Source organism: Desulfovibrio sp. X2 (assembly GCF_000422205.1).
Classification (GTDB): Bacteria; Desulfobacterota; Desulfovibrionia; order Desulfovibrionales; family Desulfovibrionaceae; genus Alkalidesulfovibrio.
Window position 1 is genome coordinate 305084 of record NZ_ATHV01000064.1, and the last position, 22066, is coordinate 327149.

A 22066-nucleotide genomic window follows, 5' to 3' on the forward strand; every position below is an offset into this window, starting at 1 on the left:
AAGGCCGGGAAGAAGAAGACCACCCGGAAGAAGCCCGCTTCCGGCGCTTCCCGCCACGCCGGGGACGTCCGCAAGGACGCCGCCGGGACCGGTCCTGCGCCCGACGAAAAATCGCCCGAGCTCCTGTCTCCCGAGGACGTCTCCGAGGAGACGGACGAGATGGCGGACGTGGACCTGGACGCCCTGGACGACGAGGACATCGTGCTGGAAGGCGCGGAGGACGAGGACGGCCAAGAGCCGGACCTCTCCTCGCTCGGTTCCGACGCCGAGGGTCCCGACGATTCCGACGACTCCGGCGATTCCGACGAGGCCGACGGCAACGGCAACGGCGGGAAGCGGAACGGACGTCCGTCGCGCGCCGCCTACCTGCCCTCCACGCGCGGCCGCGGCACGGACGCCCTGCACCTCTATCTGCGCGAGGTCTCGCGCTTCCCCATGCTGAAGCCCGAGGAGGAGACCGCCCTGGCCCGGGCCGTGCGCGACCACGGCGACCAGGACGCCGCCTTCCGCCTCGTGACCTCCCACCTGCGCCTGGTGGTCAAGATCGCCATGGATTTCCAGCGCCGCTGGATGCAGAACGTGCTCGACCTCATCCAGGAGGGCAACGTCGGCCTCATGCGCGCGGTGCAGAAGTTCGACCCCGAGAAGGGCATCAAGTTTTCCTACTACGCCGCCTTCTGGATCAAGGCCTACATCCTGAAATTCATCATGGACAACTGGCGCCTGGTCAAGATCGGCACCACCCAGACCCAGAGAAAGCTCTTCTACAACCTGGGCAAGGAGCGCCAGCGGCTCGTCTCCCTGGGCTTCGACCCCACGACCACGGCGCTGTCCGAGGCGCTCGGCGTCTCGCCCGAGGACATCACCCAGATGGACCAGCGCCTGGCGCGCGGGGACATGTCCCTGGACGTGACGCTCGGCGACGACACCACGGCCACGCGCCTCGACTTCCTGCCCGCCCTCGGCCCCGGCGTGGAGGAGACGCTTGCCGACGACGAGGTCGCGGGGCTGCTCGAACGGCACGTGCAGGACCTCGTGCCCGAACTGTCGGACAAGGAACGGGACATCCTGGAGCACCGCCTGCTCACGGACGACCCGGTGACCCTGCGCGAGATCGGCGAGAAGTACGGCATCACGCGGGAGCGCGTGCGCCAGCTCGAGTCCCGACTGCTGGACAAGCTGCGCGCGCACCTCTCGAAGAGGATTCCCGACTTCTCGCCCGAATGGATCCGCAAGGAAGAGTAGCCCGGGAAGCCACGCCATGAGCAGCCCTCTCAAGCAATTCCGCGACGTCGCGGCCCGCCTCGCCGCCCCTCTGCCCCGCCCGGCCTTCTACACCGGCTACGCCATGGAGCTCGAGGGCGCCCGCACGGCCTTCTTCGAGGAGCCGCTGCTGCGCCGCCTGCGGGACGACTCGCTGACCTTTCTCTACGACGATTTCGGCTTCGGCATCGAGCACTCGAAGACCGTGGCCGTGGAGGCAGCGGCCATCGTGGCCGCCGAGACGGCCTCCCACGGGCGCGAGGAATCGCGCCGCATGGTCCTCATGGCGCTCCTGGCCGGTCTCCTGCACGACGCCACGCGCCTGGAGCAGGACGCGGCCGCGCGCGCGGCCGACCTCTCCCTCTCCGTGCTGGCCTCCTATGCCCTCGCGGACGAGGAGCGGGAGATGATCGCCGGGGCCATCGCGGCCCACGAGACGCCCACCGGCTGGACGCCGCCCGCCGACCCGCGCGCCGCCCTGCTCGCCGGGGCACTGTACGACGCCGATAAATTCCGTTATGGGCCCGACGTCTACGTGACCTCCCTCTGGGAGCACTGCGACTACGAGGAACTTCCCCTGTCCGACGCCCCCCATTGCCTCGCTCTGGCCGAAAAGCGCATTCCGGCGCTTCGCGGCACCTTCCGAACCAATCCGGGACGCCTCCATGGAGAAAGCTTCCTTGCGGTGGGCCAACGCCTCCTGCCCGTTCTCGCCGGGGAGCTCGAAAGCTTCCTGGCCGAAGCGGAGGCGACCAAGGACTCTTCACCCGCAACCAGGCGCGCCAGAACATGATGCTTCCTGACACCACAGGCCGCGTGCGCGGCAATGCCACGGCTCCCCTCGTCCTCACCGTCATCCTCGCGGCGCTGCTCGCGGGCTGCGCGGCCCGCCAGCCCCAGGCCGGAGGCGAAGGGCACAAGCCCGTGCAGTGGACCATGACCGAGGACGGGGCCTCCATCTACTACTACATGCTCTACCTCGACGAGCGCGGCCAGGGCCACTTCGCGAACGCCCAGGCGGCGCTCGACAAGGCCATCGAGCTCGATCCCTCGTCCCGGCTCTACGAGGAGGCCGCCGAGTTCCAGTGGCGGCTCGGCCACCCGGCCGAGGCCCGGGAGTACATCAAGAAGGCCCTGGCGAAGAATCCCGATGACCGCCTGATGGTCATGCGCCTGGCCGACTCCTACGCCGCCGAGCGGCGCTTCGACGACGCCATGGGCACCCTGCAGGACTGGCTGCGCACCCACCCGGGCGACGCCACCGCGCTCCTGCGCATGGCCGACATCCAGGTCGAGGCCCGCCGCTACCCCGAGGCGCTGCAGACCCTCGCCTCCATCCAGGCCAAGGACAAGGGGCCGGAGACGAGCTACCTCGAGGCCAAGGCCTACGCGGGGCTCGGCAAGCGCCGCAAGGCCATCGACATCCTGAAGAAGCTGTCCGACAAGTACCAGGACAACGTGCTCTACACCGCGGAGCTGGCCTACCAGTACGAGCTGGCCAAGGACTACGTGGCCGCGGAGGAGACCTACTCGCGCATCCTGGAGATGGGCGAGGCGGGCGAGGAGGTCTGGCTCAGGCTCATTTCGCTGAACCTGAAGCTCAACAACCCCGAGCGGGCCATGACCCTGGTCCAGGAAGGGCCGCAGACCCCGGACTTCGTCATGGAGGCCGCGCGCACCTTCCTCTCCGAGGGCTTCCCGGAGGAGGCGGCGCAGCTCCTCGAGCCCCTGACGCACGAGAAGGACGTCGATCCCAAGCTCTACTTCTACCTTGCCCTGCTCTCCTACGAGAACGGCAAGAACCCGCAGAAGGCCCTGGACTACCTGGACAAGATCCCGGCCGACAACGAGCTGGCCGGACAGGCCATGGGCTTCAAGGCGCGCATGCTCGTCCTCCTCGGCAAGAGCGACGAGGCCATGCGCCTGGTGCGCCAGGGCAAGCGCGACTACCCCGAGATCAAGGACTTCTGGGACATCCAGGCCATGATCCTCGAGGACCGCGGCCAGCTCGACGAGGCCAAGGCCGTGATCGACCAGGCGCTCTCGCAGTGGCCCGGCGACGCGGGGCTGCTCTACCACCTCGGTCTTCTGCAGCAGCGCATGGGCAAACCGGACGCGGCCATCGCGACCATGGAACGCATCATCGCCGACGATCCGACCAACGCCGACGCGCTGAACTTCGTGGGCTACCTCCTGGCCGACCAGGACCGCGACCTCGAGCGCGCCCTGGTGCTGGTCAAGGAGGCCCTGGACCAGAAGCCGGGCAGCGGCTACATCGTCGACTCCCTGGCCTGGGTCTACTTCCACATGGGCAAGCTGCCCGAGGCCTTCGACTCCATCAAGCAGGCGGTCGAGCTGACGCCGGGGGACCCCACCATCTGGGAGCACTACGGCGACATCGCCGCGGCCATGGGCAAGCGCGCCGAGGCCCGCAAGGCCTACCGGAAGTCCCTGGACCTGGGCCACGACAAGCCCGAGACCATCAGACAGAAGCTCGACAAGCTGGAGAAGGCCCCCGCGCCGGAGAAGCAATGATGCCGCGCACGCTCCGCGCCGCCCTGATCCTCCTCTGCTGTCTGGGCGCCGCAGCCTGCGCCGTCCGCCGCGCCGGTCCGCCGCCCGATCCCTCGCAGGTCTGGGCCGCCTACCTCGCGCGCGAGAAGCAGCTGCAGGCCGCGCCGCCCGAGATCCAGCTCAGGGCCAGCCTCTGGTACACCACGCCCAAGCGCTCGAACCGCACCCTGGTCAACCTCTGGGGGAGCCTCGACGGCCCCCTGCGCGTGGACCTCAACGCGTCCATGGGCGCGTCCATCGGGCTCTTCCGCGAGGACGACGCGGGCTGGACCGCCTACTATCCCCAGTCGAACGAGGCCTTCGTCTCCGTCTCCGCGAACGGGACGGCGAGCGGTTTCGCGAACGGACACGAGGGCGCCGGAAGCGGCGTGCTCGGCGCGCGCGTGCCCTTCAGCCTGCACGACGTGGCCCGGCTGCTCACGGGCAGGGTGCTGCCGCTGACCGGGAGCACGGCGCGCTCCGCCGCGCCGGGCGAGGACGGCCTCACCGTCTTCACCCTCGATGCCTCTGCCGCGGCCAAGAGCCTGACGCTCGATCCCGACGGCAGGCCGGTGGCGCTCTCCGGCGGCACCACCGAGCCGTGGTCCATCGCCTTCAAGGACTACGGCGACCCGGTGGCGGACCTGCCGGGCGAGGTCGTCATGGACCTGTCCGAGGGGCGCTTCGCGAGGCTGATCCTCAAGTCCTTCTCGCGTCCGGCCAAGCCCTGGACCGAAAGCGCCATGCGCCTGGAGATCCCGCCGGACGTCGTCGTGAAGCCTGCCCAACCCTGATTTTCCCTGGAAATTTTCCTCCCTTCGGTGTACGTGCAGAGTCTCGGCAACAACAGAGGTCAGCGACGATGAAATCCCCTGCCCCAGGTCTTTTCGGCACCCTCCTTCTCGGCCTGCGCGTCCTTGCGAGCGAGCTCTCGTGGATCGTCGTGCGCGTCATGCGCCGCGCGGAGATGCGCCAGCTCGAGAAGCGCCTGGATCAGGAACGCACCACGCTGACGGGACTCGCGTCCGGCGGCGAGCCCCGCGCGCCCGAGCGCGAGCTCTCCGAGAAGCAGATCGCCTTCCTCGAGGAGGAGATCGACTTCCTCGCGCGCGAGATGGCGGCCAAGCGCGCCGACATGGTCGCCCGGCGCACCGCGGCCTGGGGCCTGGAATAATACCGGCGGCCGAACAGGAATCGAGGATGACGACACAGAGCATGGAGACGATTTTCGTAGCTTCCGACCACGGCGGATTCGAGCTGAAGAAGTCCGTGGTCGGCCACCTCGCCGCCAAGGGCCGCGACGTCCGGGACCTGGGCCCGGAAACGGCGGAATCCACCGACTACCCCCTCCATGCCGCCGCGCTCTGCAAGAGCGTGCTGGCCACCCCCGGCAGCCTCGGCATCCTCATCTGCGGCACCGGCATCGGCATGTCCATCACCGCGAACCGCTTCGCGGGCATCCGCGCCGCCCTGTGCCACAACGAATTCACCGCCCGCATGACCCGCGCCCACAACGACGCCAACGTGCTCTGCCTGGGCGAACGCGTGCTGGGCAAAGGCCTTGCGCTGGACATCGTGGACGTCTTCGTGACGTCCGCGTTCGAGGGCGAACGGCACAAGCGCCGCATCGACCTCATCGAGGAGATCGCGGCCGGACGCTAGGCCGCGCCTCTCCCGCGCCCGCCCGCCCGTTGCGTTCGGGGGAAGGGCGCGGGGACATCCCTACCTTAAATGGAAGGACCAACATGGACACCACCGCGCTCGTCAACGTCGTCAAAGGCCTGGTCATGGACGCCCCCCGCAAGGCCAACTCGGGCCATTCCGGCGGGGCCATGTCCTCCGCGGACTACGCCGTCATCCTTTTCAGCGAGTTCCTGAAATACAACCCGGACGACCCGACCTGGGCCGACCGCGACCGCTTCGTGCTCTCCGCGGGCCACGAGTCCGCCCTGCTCTACAGCCTGCTGCACCTGGCGGGCTTCCTCCCCATGGAGGAGCTGAAGAACTTCCGCCAGTTCGGCTCCAAGACCCCGGGCCACCCCGAGTGCGACCTGACCCCGGGCGTGGAGGCCACCACCGGCCCCCTCGGCCAGGGCTTCGCCATGGCCGTGGGCATGGCCGCTGCGGAGGCCCACCAGCGCGCCGTGCTGGGCGAGGACGTCTGCAACCACTACGTCTACGCCCTGGCTTCCGACGGCGACATGCAGGAGCCCATCTCCTTCGGCGCCTCGAGCCTGGCCGCGGTCTGGGGCCTGGGCCACCTGATCGTCTACTTCGACGCAAACAGCGCCCAGCTCGCCGGCCCGACCTCGCGCGCGGACGCCACCGACTACCGCGCGGTCTACGAGGGCAACGGCTGGCACGTCATCGAGATCGACGGCAACGACCACGCCCAGATCCGTCAGGCCATCCGCGACGGCCAGGCCGAGACCGGACGGCCCACGCTGATCATCGGCCACTCGCTCATCGCCAAGGGCTCGGTTTCCATGGAAGGCAGCTTCAAGACCCACGGCGAGCCCCTGCCGCCCGAGGAGATCGCGGCCACCAAGAAGGCCCTGGGCCTGCCGCCGGACGAGACCTTCCGGTGCCCGGCCGAGGCCGTGTCCGCCTTCCAGGAGCGCTTCCCGCAGCTGCGCGCCGCGGTCCACGCCTGGCAGGCCGGACTCGAGGCCAAGCTCGCGAACGATCCCGACTTCCGCAGCGCCTGGAACGTCTGCACGCGCGAGCGCGAGAGCCTGACCTTCAAGTGGCCCTCGTTCAAGCCGGGCGAGAAGATGGCCACGCGCAAGGCCTGGGGCTCCTGCCTCGATACGCTCGTCGAACAGCTGCCCAACTTCGTGGGCGGCTCGGCCGACCTCGACCCCTCCAACCAGACGGCGGGGTTCCGCGACACCGTGGGCATCTTCGACAAGGACAACCAGGCCGGGCGCGGCATGTGCTTCGGCGTGCGCGAGTTCCCCATGGGCGCCATCGCCAACGGCATCGCCCTGCACGGCGGACTCATCCCCTTCACGGCCACCTTCCTGACCTTCTCGGACTACATGCGCAACTCCGTGCGCATGTCCGCGCTGCAGAAGCTCGGCGTGCTGCACGTCTACACCCACGACTCGTTCTACCTCGGCGAGGACGGCCCCACGCACCAGTCCATCGAGCACGTGGCCAGCCTGCGCCTGATCCCGGACCTCTTCGTCCTGCGTCCGGCCGACGCCCATGAGACGGCGGCCTGCCTCGAGATCGCGCTCACGCGCGGCGAAGGGCCCTGCTGCCTGTGCCTGACGCGCCAGGGGCTGCCGACCATGGACCCGGCCAAGCTGCCCGCGCTGAAGGACGGTCCGAAAAAGGGCGGCTACGTGCTCTCCGACTGCGAGGGCACGCCCGACGTGATCATCATCGCCACCGGCTCCGAGGTTTCGCTGGCCGTCGAGGCCGCGTCGCAGCTCGAGGGCCTCAAGACGCGCATCGTCTCCATGCCCTGCGTGGAGCTCTTCGAGAAGCAGGACGCCGCCTACAAGGCCTCGGTCATTCCGGACGGCGCCAGGCTCTACGTCGCGGCCGAGGCCGGACGTCCCGAAGGCTGGTACCGCTACGTGGGCAAGGACGGACTCATCCTCGGCATCGACCACTTCGGCCACAGCGCCCCGGGCAACGTCCTGGCCGAGAAGTACGGCTTCACCCCCGCGAACCTGGCCCGACTGATCCGCGAGCGCCTCGCCTAAACCTGCCCCAAGGAGTCCGACGAACATGGAAGCCCCGACAAAGAACCTGGCCCTCGATCTCGTGCGCGTGACCGAGGCCGCCGCCCTCGCCTCGGCCCGCTGGCTGGGCAGGGGTGACAAGGAGTCCGGCGACAAAGCCGCCGTGGACGCCATGCGCAAGAGCTTCGCCGCCCTGGACATCCAGGGCACGGTGATCATCGGCGAGGGCGAGAAGGACGACGCGCCGATGCTCTACAACGGGGAAAAGCTCGGCAGCGGCACCGGCGCCCGCGTGGACGTGGCCGTGGACCCGGTCGAAGGCACCAACCTCCTGGCCTACGGCCGCCCCAACGCCATCTCCGTGGTCGGCGTGGCGCCCGCGGGCGCGATGTTCAACCCCGGGCCGAGCTTCTACATGAAGAAGCTGGTGGCGCCCTGGGAGGCCCGCAACGCCATCGACATCGAGGCCCCGGTCAAGGACAACCTGCTGAAGATCAGCAAGGCGCTCGGCAAGGACGTGGACGACCTCACGGTCTTTATCCTGGACAAGCCGCGCCACGCCAAGATCATCCAGGAGATCCGCGCCGCGGGCGCGCGCATCGCCCTGCACACGGACGGCGACATCACCGGCTCGCTCATGGCCGTGGACCCGCGCAACGAGATCGACGTGATGATGGGCACGGGCGGCACGCCCGAGGGCGTGCTCTCGGCCGTGGCCATCCGCATCATGGGCGGCGCCATGCAGGCCAAGCTCGACCCGCAGAAGGCCGACGAGAAGGCCGCGATCATCGAGGCCGGCATCGACACGCGGCCGGTCTACTCGGTCACCGATCTGGTCAAGAGCGACGACCTCTTCTTCGCGGCCACGGGCATCACCGGCGGGTCGTTCCTCGGCGCGGTGAAGTTCTCCGGACGCGGCGCGACCACGCACTCCCTGTCCATGCGCGGCCTGACCGGCACGGTGCGCTACATCGACGCGGTGCATGACTTCACCCGGCTGATGAAGGTCTCCAACGTCCCCTACGATTAGAAAGACCAGAAAGCGTACGCGACCGGAACGGTCCGGACGTTCTGCGGCCCGCGCCCCGACCACTCGTCAGGGGCGCGGGCCGCTCGATTTTCAGCCGCCGCCGTCCAGGTTGATTTCAGCCGGGCCTTCCAGTAGGCTCGCAACGAATCCGTAACATCCCCCCTGAACCAGGCGCGGCACAGCCCATGGACACCACGACCGGCATCCTCGTCTTCACCGAGCACCCGCAGTCCGGCTCCATCCTCGCCGCCGTCCTGCGCAAGCTCGGCTTCTCCCGCATCTTCGTCTCCGCCTCCCCCACGGAGGCCGTGAAGACCCTGGCCACCGGAGGCACGGGGCTCGTGGTCGTGGACCACGCCCCGGGCTCCTCGCAGTCCGTGTGGCTGATAAAGGCCCTGCGCGACGCGGAGCGTTTCCGTGCCCTGCCCCTGCTGATCCTGGCCGAGCCCGGCGAAAAGGGCCTGACCGCCTTCGCGGCCAAGGACCCGCACTGCGTCTTCGTGGCCAAGCCCCTGGCGGCCAAGGCCTTTGCCGCGGGCGTGGTCGAGCTTCTGTCCGGCCGCCCGGGCGAGCAGCGCACGGCAGCGCCGCGCCAGGCCGCCGCGGCACCGGCCGGGATGCCCGGCAGCGCGAAGGGCGGCCCGGCAGGCAGCCCAACAGGCAGCATTGACGGGCTGGACCCGGCGCACGCGGGCGTGGCCGACATCGCCCGGCTCATCCAGGAGGAGCGCCCTGCGGACGCCGCCGCCCTGGCCGAGGCCATGCTCGAGAAGGACGGCCCGCGGCCCGAGATATGCCTCGGTCTGGCCCTGGCCCGGCAGATACTGGGCGACGCCGCAGCGGCCATGGCCGCCGTGCACATGGTCACCCCGGCGGATGCCGACGCCCCCGCGCCCGCGGCCGAAAAACCGGAGTCCGACAGGAAGCTGCACGGCGTCTGGTCCACCCTGCCCCCGGCTGAACGGCGGCAGAAGGCCTTCGAGCATTTCACGCCCACGCACGACAAGCGCAGCGCCTTCCGCCTCTTCGTCCCGGACTGGGGGCTCGGCATCGCGGGACAGGCCGCGCGGCTGCAGGTGGTGGACCTGTCCTTCGGCGGCATCTGCTTCGAGGCCCCGCGTCCGCCGCTGGAACGCGGCGCGACGCTCACGGCGGACGTCTACCAGGGCCAGGAGAAGGTCCTCGGCGGCGTGTCGCTCACGGTGCTGCGCGTGGAATCCGAGGTCGTAGGCTGCAAATTCGGGGAACTGGACCGGCGCCAGGAGACCCTCCTCAACCAGAAGCTGCGCGAGGAGCAGACCAAGGGCGCCCCCGCGACCAGCGATACGGACAGGACGGGCAAGGGCGAGAAGAAGGTCATCAAGCTTTCGTTCTAGCGTTCTCTCCGCGCCCTCCCGCCAACGCCTCCCGCCAACGAAAAGGCCGCCCCGAGGCGGCCTTTCGCGTTCCGGATTTCCAGCTCCGGCGCTACTTGATCGCGTCCAGCCGTTCGAGCAGCTTCTCCAGCTTCGGCCGGGCGTTGATGTCGTAGACCTCGATGGAGCGGATGATGCCCTTCTTGTCCACGATGATCTCGGCGCGATCGGCCGTGCCGTTGCTGCGCAGCACGCCGTACTTCGCGGCCGTGGCGCCCTGGGGGTGGAAGTCCGAGCCCACGGGGAACCAGACCCCGCCCATCTCCCTGGTCCAGGCGAAGAGCGAGGGCACGTTGTCCGAGCTGATGCCGATGATCACGGCGCCGCGCTTCTCGATCTCCTCGCGCCCCAGGTTGTAGGCGGGCCACTGCGCCGAGCAGACCGGCGTGAAGGCCGCGGGCACGAAGGAGATGACCACGATCTTGCGGCCCCTGAACTGCGAGAGGCTGACCGTGCCGCCCATGATCGAGGGCAGGGTGAAGTCCGGCGCCGGCTCGCCCACGTGCACCTTGAGGGTGCTGTCCGTGGGCTTGAGGTGGCCGGGGTCGTAGATCTCTTCCTTGTTCACGTGGCCCGTCGCCTGGGCCGCGGCGGGCCCGGCGGCAAGACAGCACAGGCACAGGGCCAGGAGGCACACGGGGCCGAAAAACGCGCGCAGCAGTCGATTCATCTTTTCTTCCTTTCTCACTTGTCGGCGTCCATCGCGGCGCGCAGCGTCTTCAGGAACTGCGCCTCGTCGTCGAAGCGCCCTTCCTGCTCGAAGACCACCACCGGCTTCTCGCCCTTCTTGCGCGGATTGCGCACCAGCACATAGGACGGCGTGCCCGGCTCGCCCATGCACTTGTGCACGGCGTAGTCGGCGTCCGTGCTCATGGGCAGGGTCAGCTTGTACTTGTCGCGGAAGAGCTTGACCTCGAAGGGCGTGTTGCCCATGCCCACGGCCAGGATCTTGAGCCTGTCGCGCAGCGCCCCGCGGCTGACCTCGAGGAACAGCTTCTCGAGGTCCGGCGCCTCGGCCTGGCAGTGCGGGCAGTAGGCGTTGAAGAGCTGCACCAGCACGTAGGGGGAGTGCACGTCCTCGATGTGGAACGTCTTGGCGTCGGCCGGAATGCCGAGGTAGGCGGCCGCGCCCGGCCCCTGGGGCTCGGCGATGGCCATCTCCGGCAGGGGGCTGCCCGCCGGGGGCAGGGCCAGGGCAGGCGCGGCGCACAGGACGGACAGGAGCGTGAGGGCGAGGAACGCGGGGATGGCGGGGAGTCGTCTAGCCATAGGAGTGCATCACCTTGTCGAGGGTTTGAAGATCGGGAACGCGCGTGGCCAGAGGCTCGCCCCGCATGGTCGGCAGCCTGGAGGCGAAGGGCTCGATCTCGTCGTTGCGCCAGAGCACGCCGATGGGAATGGTCTCGCCCATCTCGAAGGCCTTGTTCATGGCGGCCTGCCAGTCCGTGGGGTCGTGCTCCTCGTCGAGCTTCCGCACCCGCTCCTTGTACCAGGCGTAGGTGTTCAGCTTGTTGAAGGAGACGCAGGGCTGGAACACGTCCACCAGGGAGAAGCCCGGATGGCGCACGGCGGCCTCTATGAGCCCGGCGAGATGGTCGATCTCGCCCGCGAAGCCCCGCGCCACGAAGCCCGCGCGCATGGCCACGGCCACGCCCACGGGATTGAAGGGCATGGAGGGCGCGCCGAAGGGCTGGGCCTTGGTCTTCATGCCCAAAAGGCTCGTGGGGCTGGCCTGGCCCTTGGTCAGGCCGTAGATCTGGTTGTCGTGGGCCACCAGGGTGATGTCCATGTTGCGGCGCACGGCGGCCAGGAAGTGGTTGCCGCCCTCGCCGTAGGAGCAGCCGTCGCCTGACTCGGCGATGACCGTGAGCTTCGGGTTGGCCATCTTGATGGCCTGGGCAGGCGGCAGGGCGCGGCCGTGCAGGCCGTTGAAAGCGTTGCAGCGCAGGTAGTGCGGGGCCTTGGCCGCCTGGCCGATGCCCGAGACCAGGCAGACCTGGTGCGGGGCCAGCCCGAGCCCCGCGAGCGCCTTCTTCATCGCCTTGAGGATGGAGAAGTTGCCGCAGCCCGGGCACCACGCGGTCTCGAACTCGCCGTAATCGTCTGTCGTGACCATCTCGCCTCCCTCAGGCCAGCTCGCGCAGCCCGGCCAGGATGTACTCGGCGGTGAAGGGCAGGCCGTCGTAGCGCAGGAGCAGCCTGTCCGTCCTGTAGCCGCTCTCGCGTTCGATGAGCTTCGCGAACTGCCCGCCGTAGTTGCCCTCCACGCAGACCACCTCTCCCGCCTTCTCGAAGAAGGGCATGAAGTGGGCCGGGTTCAGCGGGTAGACCTGGGAGAAGTGCAGCACGGCCGAGCGCCTGCCCTCGTCGCGCAGCCGCGAGGCGGCCTCGAGCGCCGCGCCCCGCGTGGAGCCCCAGCAGACGAGAAGCAGTTCCGGAGCCGCGTCGCCCGTGTACTCGGGCGGCTCGATCTCCGCGAACAGTCCGCAGAGCTTCATGTTGCGCTTGTTGTTCATGCGCACGCGCACGGCGTGGTCCTCGGTGATGTGCCCGTCCGGCGTGTGCTCGTCCGAATCCACCACCACCAGGGCCTCGGAGAGGCCGGGCACGGCCCGCTCCGAGACGCCGCTCTCCGGGTTCCAGGCGAAGCGCTCGTAGGACGCGGGGTCCTCGGGCGCGAGCACCGGCCCGGGCAGCTCCGGCAGGGCGGAGAGGTCGAAGGGCTCCACGGCCCGGGCGCAATCCGCCTGGTACTGGTCCGTGAGCACGAAGACCGGCCCCTGCCACTTCTCGGCCAGGCCGAAGGCCCTGTGCGTGAGGGAGAAGCACTGCTCCACCGAGCCGGGAGCGAGGATCGCGCGGGGGAATTCGCCGTGTCCGGCATGGAGGACCAGGTTCAGGTCCGCCTGCTCGGTGCGCGTGGGCAGGCCCGTGGCCGGTCCCGGCCGCATGGCCACGACCACCACCAGGGGCTGCTCGATCATCCCGCACAGCGAGATGCCCTCGCACATCAGCGACAACCCGCCGCCCGAGGTCGCGGTCATGGCCCTGGCCCCCGCGTAAGAGGCGCCGAGCGCCATGTTCACGGCCGCCAGCTCGTCCTCCGCCTGCTCCACGACCACGCCGGTCTCCGCGCTGTGGGCGATGAGGCCGAGAACCACGGAGGTGGCCGGGGTCATGGGATAGAAGGAGCAGAACGAGCAGCCCGCGGCCATGGCGCCGAGCGCCACGGCCTCGTTGCCGTTCATGGTCAGGCGGCCGCGCCTGCCCTCGGCCGGCTCGGGGCATTCGAAGAGCGAGCCCTGCTTGTCCTTCCAGGCGAAGGCGCGGCGCAGGATCTCCACGTTCTCGGCCACCACCTCATCGCCCTTCTTGTGGAAGGTGTCGGCCATGAGCTCCTCGAGCAGCCCCATGTCCAGACAGATGGCCGAGGCCAGGATGCCGAGCGCCACGGTGTTCTCGTACAGGGGCTTGTCCGCCAGTTCGCGCCAGGGCACGCGGAAGACGCGCGGCCAGTCCACGCCCATGTCGTCTCCCGCCACGACCACGGCGCGGGGCGAGAGCTTCTCGCGGAAGAGATGGTAGGTCTCGGGCGCCAGGCAGACGAGCACGTCCACCTCCTCGCGCGGAGCGAGGATCTCGCCGGGACCGAAGCGGATGCGGTATGTGTTGTGCCCCCCGCGGACGCGCGAGAGGTAGTCCTGCTGGACGTTGATGGAGTAGCCCGAACGGACCAGGGCCTTGGCCGCGAGGCTGCCGACCGTGACCAGCCCCTGCCCCGCCTCGCCGCCGATGCAGATGTTGACGTCGGACATGGCTCCGACTCCTCCCTGCGGCGCGGCGGCCGCTCGGCCGCCGCGGCTCTCCGGGGAGCGGGCGGCCGCTCCCCGGGGAATGCGCGATCAGGCCTGAGTGTCCGCCGCGGCAGGCCAGGTGAAGACCCGGGTGGCCAGCTCCTTGTCGAGCATGTAGAGGGCGCTTCCGTCGCCCACCAGCTCGAGCTTGTTGACCACGTCGGAAAAGCTCGCCTCCTCCTCCACCTGCTCGGCCACGAACCACTGCAGGAAATTGCTCGTGGCGTGGTCCTTGTGCTTCACGGCCGTGTCCACCAGGGCGTTGATGCGCGCCGTGACCTCGCCCTCGTGCGCGAGGCCGGTCTTCAGGGCGTCCAGCACGGACTTCCATTCGGAAGGCGGCGCATCGACCGTCTGCAGCACGGCATGGCCGCCGCGCTCATTGACATAGTCGAACATCTTCATGGCGTGGAACAACTCCTCGCCGCTCTGGTTCTTCATCCAGCCCGCGAAGCCCGCGAGCCCCTTGGAGGCGAACCACGAACTCATGGAGAGGTAGAGGTAGCCGGACCAGAACTCCCACTTGATCTGATCGTTGATGGCCTTTTCGATGTCCTTGTGCAGCATGGGTCACTCCTTCATTGTGTACCAAGCGCGCGTCCGCGGGGCTGCGACGCCGCCCCCCCCGGCGCCCCCGGCGCATCTCCCGAGCGTTTCGGGGTATGCGCGGCGGGAAGGCCCGGAAAAGATCTATGCGGACGGACTCCTTGCTTAACTAGAAACCACTTCCCGCGATTTTTCGCAAGGGGAAAGGCCTTGCGCACGGCCCGGCCCCTGGGCGCCGGGCCATGAAAAAGGGCGGCGGCTCCGCACTGGAAGCCGCCGCCCGATGGTTCAGGCGAAATGCTGCGCCGGAGCGCCTATTCCATGCCCATGCGCTTCTTGATCGCGGGCATGGCGGTCTTGATGAGATCCTGCAGGGCATCCTGCAGGATGTCGGAGCTGTTGCTGCTGCCCGGCGTGGTGGTCTTGCTCACGTTGCTGTAGAGATTCTCCTCGTAGACCTTGGTGCCGCCGCGCGTGAGCACCACGTTCACGGCCATGCGCGCGGAGTAGTCGGTGAGGCTGGACTCCTTGAGCCAGATATCCTTGATCGTGCCCGTGAGCTTGTACTCGGTGTCGGAGTTGAAGTCCTGCTCGCTCCAGTTCATGGCGCAGCCGGTCTTCTTCAGCTCCTCGAAGAAGGCCTTGCTGACCCACTCGCCCACCGGCTGCACGGAATAGTAGTACGTGCCGTCGGACTTCTGGCCGATCATGTCCTTGCCGCGGGCGTCCGCGAACTTGATCACCGTCACCGAACCGTTGCAGGTTCCGGCCTCGCTGACGGGCTTGTACTTGAGGTTGACCATGTTGGCCGTGCTGCATCCGGCAAGGACCAGGGCCAAGCCCAGAACGCACAGAACCCTGTAGACAGTACGCATGATCGTATTCTCCTTACGTTTCGTCGCCTCACGGCATCCCACGCTCGACCTCTTAGCAAAGAGCCCCGCTCTTGGACAGTCCCAACTTGCGCTTCGCATATCCCTACCCGCCAGGTCAAAAAAAGTCGCCCCATCCCCTTCCGCATGCGGGACAAGGGTGCTATCCTTCCACTTCCGCCACGCGCGGAGGGCCTACCCGGCACATCATTCAGGAGGACAAGCCATGTGGGAATACACCGATAAGGTCCGCGAACACTTTCTGCACCCGCGCAACGTGGGCGAGATTCCCGACGCCAACGCGGTGGGCGAGGTCGGCAGCCTGGCCTGCGGCGACGCGCTCAAGCTCCACCTCAAGATAAACGACCAGGGCGTCATCGAGGACGCCCGCTTCCAGACCTTCGGCTGCGCCAGCGCCATCGCCTCGAGCTCCATGCTCACGGAGATGCTCAAGGGCAAGACCGTGGAGCAGGCCAAGAAGATCAGCAACCGCGACATCGCCAACATGCTCGGCGGCCTGCCCAAGGAGAAGATGCACTGCTCCGTCATGGGCCAGGAGGCGCTCGAGGTCGCGCTCAAGAACTATTTCGGCGAGCCCGTGGAGGCCGAGGTGCCCGAGGGCGAGCTGGTCTGCAAGTGCTTCGGCGTCACGGACGAGCAGATCCGCCACGCCATCCGCGAGAACGACCTGAAGACGGTCGAGGACATCACCAACTACACCAAGGCGGGCGGCGGCTGCGGCGACTGCCTGGAGCGGCTGGGCGAGATCCTGGCCGAGGAGCGCGGACAGCAGAAGCCCGCTGCCAAGGCGCCCGTGCAGGAAAAGAAGCTGACCAACCTGCAGCGCATGCAGCTGGTGACCAAGGTCGTGGACGAGGAGATCCGCCCGACCCTGCGCAAGGACGGCGGCGACATCGAGCTTCTGGACATCGACGGCGCCACGGTCCTGGTGGCCCTGCGCGGCGCCTGCACCGGCTGCCCGTCCAGCAGGCTGACGCTGAAGAACCTCGTCGAACAGCGGCTGCGCGACGCCGTGGACCCGGCCATCGTGGTCAAGCAGGGCTAGGAGGCGGCCATGAGCAAAGAGATCTATCTGGACAACAACGCCACCACGCGCGTGGCGGACGAAGTCTTCGAGGAGATGCTGCCCTTCTTCAGGGACATGTACGGCAACCCCTCCAGCATGCACGCCTTCGGCGGGCAGGTGGGCCGCCACATCACCCAGGCGCGCGAGCGCGCGGCCGCGACGCTCGGCTGCCTGCCGACCGAGATCATCTTCACCTCGTGCGGCTCCGAGGGCGACAACACGGCCATCAACTCCGCGCTGACCGCCCAGCCCGACAAGCGCCACGTCATCACCACCAAGGTCGAGCATCCGGCCGTGCTCTCCTACTGCAAGCACCTGGAGACGCGCGGCTACGACGTGACCTACCTCGGCGTGGACAAGGAGGGGAACCTCTCCCTGGACGAATTCCGCGACTCGCTGCGCGACGACACGGCCATCGTCTCGGTGATGTACGCCAACAACGAGACCGGCGTGGTCTTCCCCATCCCCGAGATCGCGGCCATCTGCCGCGAGCGCGGCGTGACCATGCACACGGACGCGGTGCAGGCCGTGGGCAAGGTGCCCATCAACCTGGCCGAGCTGCCCGTGGACTATCTGGTCCTCTCCGGCCACAAGCTGCACGCGCCCAAGGGCGTGGGCGTGCTCTACGTGCGCCGCGGCACGCCCTACCGCCCCTTCCTCATCGGCGGGCACCAGGAGCGCGGCCGCCGCGCGGGCACGGAGAACACGGCCTCCATCGTGGCCCTCGGCAAGGCCATGGAGCTGGCCGGGGCCAACATCGGCGACGAGAACACCCGCGTGAAGGCGCTGCGCGACAAGCTCGAGAAGGGACTCCTCGAGACCATTCCCGAGGCACGGCGCAACGGCGCCAAGGAGCCGCGCCTGCCCAACACGCTGAACATCTCCTTCAAGTACATCGAGGGCGAGGCCATCCTGCTCATGCTCGACCAGTACGAGATCTGCGCCTCCTCGGGCTCCGCCTGCACCTCGGGCAGCCTCGAGCCGTCGCACGTGCTGCGCGCCATGGGCGTGCCCTTCACCTTCGCCCACGGCTCGGTGCGCTTCTCGCTCTCGCGCTACACCACCGAGGACGAGATCGACACCGTGCTGCGCGAGATGCCGCCGATCATCGAGCGGCTGCGCCAGATGTCCCCCTTCAGGGGCGACGAGGACGAGGCGGCCCTGGCCGCGGGTGCGCACTCCTGCGCCTGCAGCACGGACGACTACTAGCCGGACGGCGATCCCAGAGGTCCGCAAAAGACGAGGACGAGGCGCATGAACATCCACGAGAACATGCTCGAGATCATCGGGAAAACGCCCATGGTCCGGCTCGGCCGCATGGCGGCCGGGCTGCCGGGCGTCGTGGTCGGCAAGCTCGAATGCATGAACCCCTGCTCGTCCGTGAAGGACCGCATCGGCGAGGCCATGCTGCGCGCGGCCGAGCGGGACGGGCGCCTCGCGCCCGGCGGCACCGTGGTCGAGCCGACCTCGGGCAACACCGGCATCGGCCTGGCCTTCGCCGCCGCGGTCATGGGGTACAAGGTCATCCTGACCATGCCGGAGTCCATGAGCATCGAGCGGCGCAAGATGCTCGCGGGGCTCGGGGCCGAGCTCGTGCTCACCCCGGCCGCCAAGGGCATGAAGGGGGCCATCGACAAGGCCGAGGAGCTGACCGCCGAGCTCGGCGCCTTCATGCCCATGCAGTTCGCCAACCCGGCCAACCCGGAGATCCACCGCCGGACCACGGCCGAGGAGATCTGGCGCGACACGGACGGCAAGGTGGACTTCTTCGTGGCGGGCGTTGGCACGGGCGGCACGCTGACCGGCGTGGGCGAGTTCCTGAAGGAGCAGAAGCCCCAGGCGCGGATCGTGGCCGTGGAGCCCGACGCCTCGCCCGTGCTCTCGGGCGGGCAGCCCGGGCCGCACACCATCCAGGGCATCGGCGCGGGCTTCGTGCCGAAGGTGTTGAAGACCGAGCTGATCGACGAGATCGTGCGCGTGAAGGGCGACGACGCCATGGCCACGGCGCGCCGCCTGATGCGCGAGGAAGGCATCGTCTGCGGCATCTCGAGCGGCGCCAACGCCTGGGCCGCCATGCAGATCGCCGCGCGGCCCGAGAACGAGGGCAAGCTCGTGGTCTTCGTGGTCTGCGACACGGGCGAGCGCTACCTCTCCACGCCGCTTTTCGACAACGACTGATCCGCCGCGCGCCCCGCGCGGCACCGACACGGACACGACGGACATGAAGGACACGACCAAGGACGGCGCGGGCATAGGCGTCGCCCCAAAGGCAGGCGCCGCGAAGAACGGCAACGGGAGCAACGGCTACGGCCCGGCCATCGAGCGGGTGGCCACCTCGCTGTGCGATCCCTGCTCCTACGAGGGCGTCTACCATCAGCCGCAGCACGAGCAGCCCATGCCCTCGCTCGCGGCCCTCGAGGACATCATGGAGCGGCTGAAGGCCGTGCTCTTCCCGGGCTACTTCGGCGACTCCGAGATCAGGCCCGAGACCATGCGCTTCCACATCGGCGCGCACCTGGACGCCATCAGCCGCCTGCTCTGCGAGCAGATCAAGCGCGGCTTCTGCTTCGTCTGCCCGCGCGACGAGACGCACCGCACCTGCGAGGAGTGCGAGCAGCGCGCCCACAGCATGTCCGTGCGCTTCCTGGAGCAGCTGCCTGAGATCCGCCGCCTGCTGGCCACGGACGTGGACGCGGCGTTCCGCGGCGACCCGGCGGCCAAGAGCCCGGGCGAGACCATCTTCTGCTACCCCTCGATCATGGCGCTGACGCACCACCGCGTGGCGCACGAGCTGCACAAGCTCGGCGTGTCCATCATCCCGCGCATCATCACGGAGATGGCCCACTCGCGCACGGGCATCGACATCCACCCGGGCGCGCAGATCGGCGAGCACTTCTTCATCGACCACGGCACCGGCGTGGTCATCGGCGAGACCTGCGTCATCGGCAACGGCGTGCGCCTCTACCAGGGCGTCACCCTCGGGGCCAAGTCCTTCCCCAAGGACGACACCGGCATGCTGGTCAAGGGACAGCCGCGCCACCCCGTGGTCGAGGACGACGTGACCATCTACTCCGGCGCCACCATCCTCGGCCGCGTGACGCTGGGCAAGGGCGCGGTCATCGGCGGCAACGTCTGGCTCATGCGCTCCGTGCCCGCCGGGTCCAGGGTCATGCAGCCCCCGGGACAGCGCGAGGCCTACGTGGAAGGGCTGGACATCTAGTCTTCCTCCCCGACGACTCGAAAGGCCCCGGTCGCGCTGCGCGTCCGGGGCCTTTTTTCATCCTGAAACAGGTCATAATTACGGATGGTTGCCTTTTCGAAAAAGCGGTCCTAGAAGAGAAATGAGGGAAAACCCCCGAACCGAAATGAGGAGGTGCGCCATGTCGAGCTTCACCGAGGCCGATCTGCCGGTCAGCATCGATCACGAGGAATGGGTCACCCTGTCCGGCGGCACGACCGTCCGCTTCGAGACCAACGGCGAGGCCAAGGACATCTACCTGCACGGCGAATTCACGCCGGTCATCCAGCTCTTCCCGGACTGCGAGTACTGCTTCGAGGACAACGGCAAGACGTACCGTCTCCGGGCCATGTTCGAGGACCGCCTGGTCGTCGAGCGGGCCTGATCCGGGGCTGCCCCCCGGCCCGTGCCCTTGCCGGACGCCGCCTGGAGGGAGGCGCGCGTCCGGCCCGTCTCACCTGCTCCACCTGCCTAGCGCCTTCCGGCGCCCGCGCTGTGCCTGTAGGCCGACTGACAGGTGACCGCTGTAACCCTATCGGAGAGCTACCCGGCCCGCGTGGCCGCGAAGAACCTGTTGCGTTCCTTTTCCCTGGCGATGGTCGTCTCGCGGCCGTGGCCCGGGTAGACCTCGGTGGCGTCGGGCAGGAGGAAGAGGCGTTCCGCGATGGTGCGCACCAGGAGATCGCCGTCGCCGAAGGCGTGGTCCGTACGGCCCACTGTGCCGCGAAACAGCGTGTCGCCGGTGAAGAGCGACTCCATGGCCGGGAAGTAGAAGCAGAGGCTGCCCGGCGAGTGGCCCGGCACCTCTATGGCCAGGCAGGGCTGGCCGAGCACGGTCAGCCGTCCGGGCGCCAGGGGGGTGAAGTCGAAGTCGCGCACGCGCGGCAGGCCCCACTTGCCGCCCCGGGTCAGGGGCTCGTCCCCGATCGCCAAATCCTTGTCGCTGGCGAGGACTGCCGTGCCGTCCGCGCCGCACGCGTCCAGGAGGTCGGCCACGCCGAGCACGTGGTCGACGTGCAGGTGGGTCAGCAGGATGCTCTCGAGGCTGAAACCGAAACGGCGCAGGTACTCGACCACGGACTCGGGCGCGAGGCCGGGGTCGATGACCGAGGCCGTCCGCGTCGCCTTGTCCGCGATGACGTAGCAGTTGTTGGCCAGGGGGCCGAGGATGAAGGAATGGAGGATCATCGTCTTTTTCCGTGCTGGCACGGGCTCTGCAGGTCCCGTGCCGGAAGTGTTCGCGAAATGGACGCGCGGCCCGAGGCCGCGCACCCGGAGGTCCTAGCCCATGATCGCCCTGCTCGGCAACTGCCAGACCGAATTCCTCGCGACCGCCCTCGGCGCCAAGGGGATCGACGCCCGCCACTTCTGGCAGGCCTCGCCCTCCACCCTGCTGCGCTCGCCCGGCCGCGTGCCCGGCGAACTCTCCCGCTTCCTGGACGCGCCGGACCTCGGTCAGCATCTTGACGGCCGCGAGCTGACGCACCAGTTCCTGGGCCTGCCGCCGGACCGGCTCCAGGGCCGCTCCCGCCCCGAACTCCTGGTGGTCAACCTGTTCCACGAGGCCGAGCCCCTGTTCGCCCACCGCGAGGAGGGCTGGGCCTTCCACGTGAACGGACAGGCCATGGCCGGGAGCCGGGAGTTCGACGCCTGGATGCGGGCGCACTGCGTGCTCCTGAAGAGCGATCCCTTGAGCTATTTCCAGCGCTTCGGCGGCTGGCTCGCCAGGCTGCGCGAGGCATGTCCGGGCACGCCCGTGCTCGTCCTCTCCCGCCTCGGCCACCACCCGGCCTTCGGGCCCGAGCCCTTCTCCTACCTCGCGGCCTGGGAGCAGGCCTGGCAGGAGGCCGGACAGGCCTTGCGCGAGTTCACGGCCTCGCTTCCCGGCTGCCATCTGATCGAGCTCGACCGGGTGCTGGGCGGCCTCATGGCGGAGGAGGGCAAGGCGGCCATCGAGGCCCACTGCCCCTTCCTCAAGGTGGAGACGGCGGACGAGGCGCCCGGAGACGCGGCGGCGATGCCGCGCCAGAGGCTGCGCCGCGATCTGGAGCACGTGGCCGACATGTGGCCGCGCCTCGCGGACAAGGTGCTGGATTTCCTGCGCCTGGGCCGCGTGGAGTATGCGCCCCACGAGACGGTGCCCGCGGCCTGGGCCCGGCCGCACGTGCCGGAACGGCTCGACGACGAGGCGCGGGTGCGGCTCATGAACACCGGGTCGAACTACGACGCCGCGCGCGCCGTGGCCTCGTTCTTCCAGGAGCCGGAGCGCGACTTCTCCGGCATGCTCTGCGCTCACGGCCTGGCCATGCCCGTGTGCCACAACCTGCTGCACATGGTGCGCGCCTATGCGCGGCTCAGGAAGAGCCGCGGACTCGCGCCGTGGTGCGCGGCGCAGCTGCACAAGATAGCGGCCTTCACGGCCAACGGCCCGGCCTTCCAGACGCGCTACGCCAAGGCCCTGGCGGCCCTTGCGCGCGGCGACTTCTCCCAGGCGGCGTAGGCCGAGGCCAGGC

The 22066-nt window shown here is 68.8% G+C and carries 22 protein-coding genes; 15 read left to right on the top strand and 7 right to left on the bottom strand.

Going from position 1 to position 22066, the window contains the following annotated elements; genetic code table 11:
* Positions 1–159 precede the first annotated feature (159 nt).
* From DSX2_RS15515 to DSX2_RS15555, 9 genes are all read left to right on the top strand, one after another.
* Positions 160–1245 (top strand): RNA polymerase sigma factor RpoD/SigA, encoded by a 1086-nt coding sequence (locus DSX2_RS15515; protein ID WP_084486679.1) that lies wholly within the window; start codon positions 160–162, stop codon positions 1243–1245.
* 16 nt (positions 1246–1261) lie between these two features.
* Positions 1262–2056 (top strand): hypothetical protein, encoded by a 795-nt coding sequence (locus DSX2_RS15520; protein ID WP_020881946.1) that lies wholly within the window; start codon positions 1262–1264, stop codon positions 2054–2056.
* On the top strand, positions 2053–3798 hold the full coding sequence (locus DSX2_RS15525; protein ID WP_020881947.1) for a tetratricopeptide repeat protein: 1746 nt from the start codon (positions 2053–2055) through the stop codon (positions 3796–3798). The genes DSX2_RS15520 and DSX2_RS15525 overlap by 4 nt, the downstream gene beginning before the upstream one ends.
* Positions 3798–4610: a hypothetical protein gene (locus DSX2_RS15530; RefSeq protein WP_152512979.1), complete on the top strand. Its 813-nt coding sequence runs from the start codon at positions 3798–3800 to the stop codon at positions 4608–4610. The genes DSX2_RS15525 and DSX2_RS15530 overlap by 1 nt, the downstream gene beginning before the upstream one ends.
* A gap of 68 nt (positions 4611–4678) precedes the next feature.
* The gene (locus DSX2_RS15535) at positions 4679–4990 is read left to right on the top strand and encodes a hypothetical protein (protein WP_020881949.1); all 312 of its coding nucleotides are present in this window, start codon (positions 4679–4681) and stop codon (positions 4988–4990) included.
* 26 nt (positions 4991–5016) lie between these two features.
* Positions 5017–5478 carry a ribose 5-phosphate isomerase B gene (gene rpiB, locus DSX2_RS15540; RefSeq protein WP_020881950.1) on the top strand — a complete coding sequence of 154 codons (462 nt, stop codon included), beginning with the start codon at positions 5017–5019 and terminating at the stop codon, positions 5476–5478.
* Positions 5479–5561: 83 nt separating this feature from the next.
* On the top strand, positions 5562–7532 hold the full coding sequence (gene tkt / locus DSX2_RS15545; RefSeq protein ID WP_020881951.1) for a transketolase: 1971 nt from the start codon (positions 5562–5564) through the stop codon (positions 7530–7532).
* A 25-nt stretch (positions 7533–7557) separates the two neighbouring features.
* Complete coding sequence (gene glpX / locus DSX2_RS15550) at positions 7558–8541, top strand: class II fructose-bisphosphatase (RefSeq protein WP_020881952.1); 984 nt, start codon at positions 7558–7560, stop codon at positions 8539–8541.
* A 185-nt stretch (positions 8542–8726) separates the two neighbouring features.
* Entirely contained in the window at positions 8727–9917 is a 1191-nt protein-coding gene (locus DSX2_RS15555) for a PilZ domain-containing protein (RefSeq protein ID WP_020881953.1), read from the top strand.
* Positions 9918–10008: 91 nt separating this feature from the next.
* Here DSX2_RS15555 and DSX2_RS15560 read toward each other — a convergent pair whose 3' ends face one another.
* From DSX2_RS15560 to DSX2_RS15585, 6 genes are all read right to left on the bottom strand, one after another.
* Entirely contained in the window at positions 10009–10626 is a 618-nt protein-coding gene (locus tag DSX2_RS15560) for a redoxin domain-containing protein (protein WP_020881954.1), read from the bottom strand.
* 14 nt (positions 10627–10640) lie between these two features.
* Positions 10641–11225: a peroxiredoxin gene (locus DSX2_RS15565; RefSeq protein ID WP_020881955.1), complete on the bottom strand. Its 585-nt coding sequence runs from the start codon at positions 11223–11225 to the stop codon at positions 10641–10643.
* On the bottom strand, positions 11218–12072 hold the full coding sequence (locus DSX2_RS15570) for a thiamine pyrophosphate-dependent enzyme (protein ID WP_020881956.1): 855 nt from the start codon (positions 12070–12072) through the stop codon (positions 11218–11220). The genes DSX2_RS15565 and DSX2_RS15570 overlap by 8 nt, the downstream gene beginning before the upstream one ends.
* Before the next feature lie 10 nt (positions 12073–12082).
* A complete protein-coding gene (locus tag DSX2_RS15575) occupies positions 12083–13771 on the bottom strand; it encodes a 2-oxoacid:acceptor oxidoreductase subunit alpha (RefSeq protein ID WP_020881957.1) in 1689 nt (562 codons plus the stop codon).
* A gap of 87 nt (positions 13772–13858) precedes the next feature.
* Complete coding sequence (locus DSX2_RS15580; protein WP_020881958.1) at positions 13859–14377, bottom strand: ferritin; 519 nt, start codon at positions 14375–14377, stop codon at positions 13859–13861.
* Positions 14378–14670: 293 nt separating this feature from the next.
* On the bottom strand, positions 14671–15231 hold the full coding sequence (locus tag DSX2_RS15585; RefSeq protein ID WP_020881959.1) for a hypothetical protein: 561 nt from the start codon (positions 15229–15231) through the stop codon (positions 14671–14673).
* Between the two features lie 223 nt (positions 15232–15454).
* Here DSX2_RS15585 and nifU point away from each other — a divergent pair, with 223 nt between their 5' ends.
* From nifU to DSX2_RS15610, 5 genes are all read left to right on the top strand, one after another.
* Positions 15455–16294 (top strand): Fe-S cluster assembly protein NifU, encoded by an 840-nt coding sequence (gene nifU, locus DSX2_RS15590; RefSeq protein ID WP_020881960.1) that lies wholly within the window; start codon positions 15455–15457, stop codon positions 16292–16294.
* Positions 16295–16303: 9 nt separating this feature from the next.
* Positions 16304–17524: a cysteine desulfurase NifS gene (gene nifS, locus DSX2_RS15595; protein WP_020881961.1), complete on the top strand. Its 1221-nt coding sequence runs from the start codon at positions 16304–16306 to the stop codon at positions 17522–17524.
* Between the two features lie 45 nt (positions 17525–17569).
* Positions 17570–18493, top strand: coding sequence for a cysteine synthase A (gene cysK, locus DSX2_RS15600; RefSeq protein WP_020881962.1), 924 nt, complete (start codon positions 17570–17572; stop codon positions 18491–18493).
* Positions 18494–18536: 43 nt separating this feature from the next.
* Positions 18537–19535 (top strand): serine O-acetyltransferase, encoded by a 999-nt coding sequence (locus DSX2_RS15605; protein WP_020881963.1) that lies wholly within the window; start codon positions 18537–18539, stop codon positions 19533–19535.
* Positions 19536–19695: 160 nt separating this feature from the next.
* Positions 19696–19938 carry a hypothetical protein gene (locus tag DSX2_RS15610; protein WP_020881964.1) on the top strand — a complete coding sequence of 81 codons (243 nt, stop codon included), beginning with the start codon at positions 19696–19698 and terminating at the stop codon, positions 19936–19938.
* Between the two features lie 158 nt (positions 19939–20096).
* Here the strand turns inward: DSX2_RS15610 and DSX2_RS15615 are convergent, their stop codons facing one another.
* On the bottom strand, positions 20097–20741 hold the full coding sequence (locus tag DSX2_RS15615) for an MBL fold metallo-hydrolase (RefSeq protein ID WP_020881965.1): 645 nt from the start codon (positions 20739–20741) through the stop codon (positions 20097–20099).
* 100 nt (positions 20742–20841) lie between these two features.
* Here DSX2_RS15615 and DSX2_RS15620 point away from each other — a divergent pair, with 100 nt between their 5' ends.
* The gene (locus DSX2_RS15620) at positions 20842–22053 is read left to right on the top strand and encodes a hypothetical protein (RefSeq protein ID WP_020881966.1); all 1212 of its coding nucleotides are present in this window, start codon (positions 20842–20844) and stop codon (positions 22051–22053) included.
* The last annotated feature ends 13 nt before the right edge of the window (positions 22054–22066 follow it).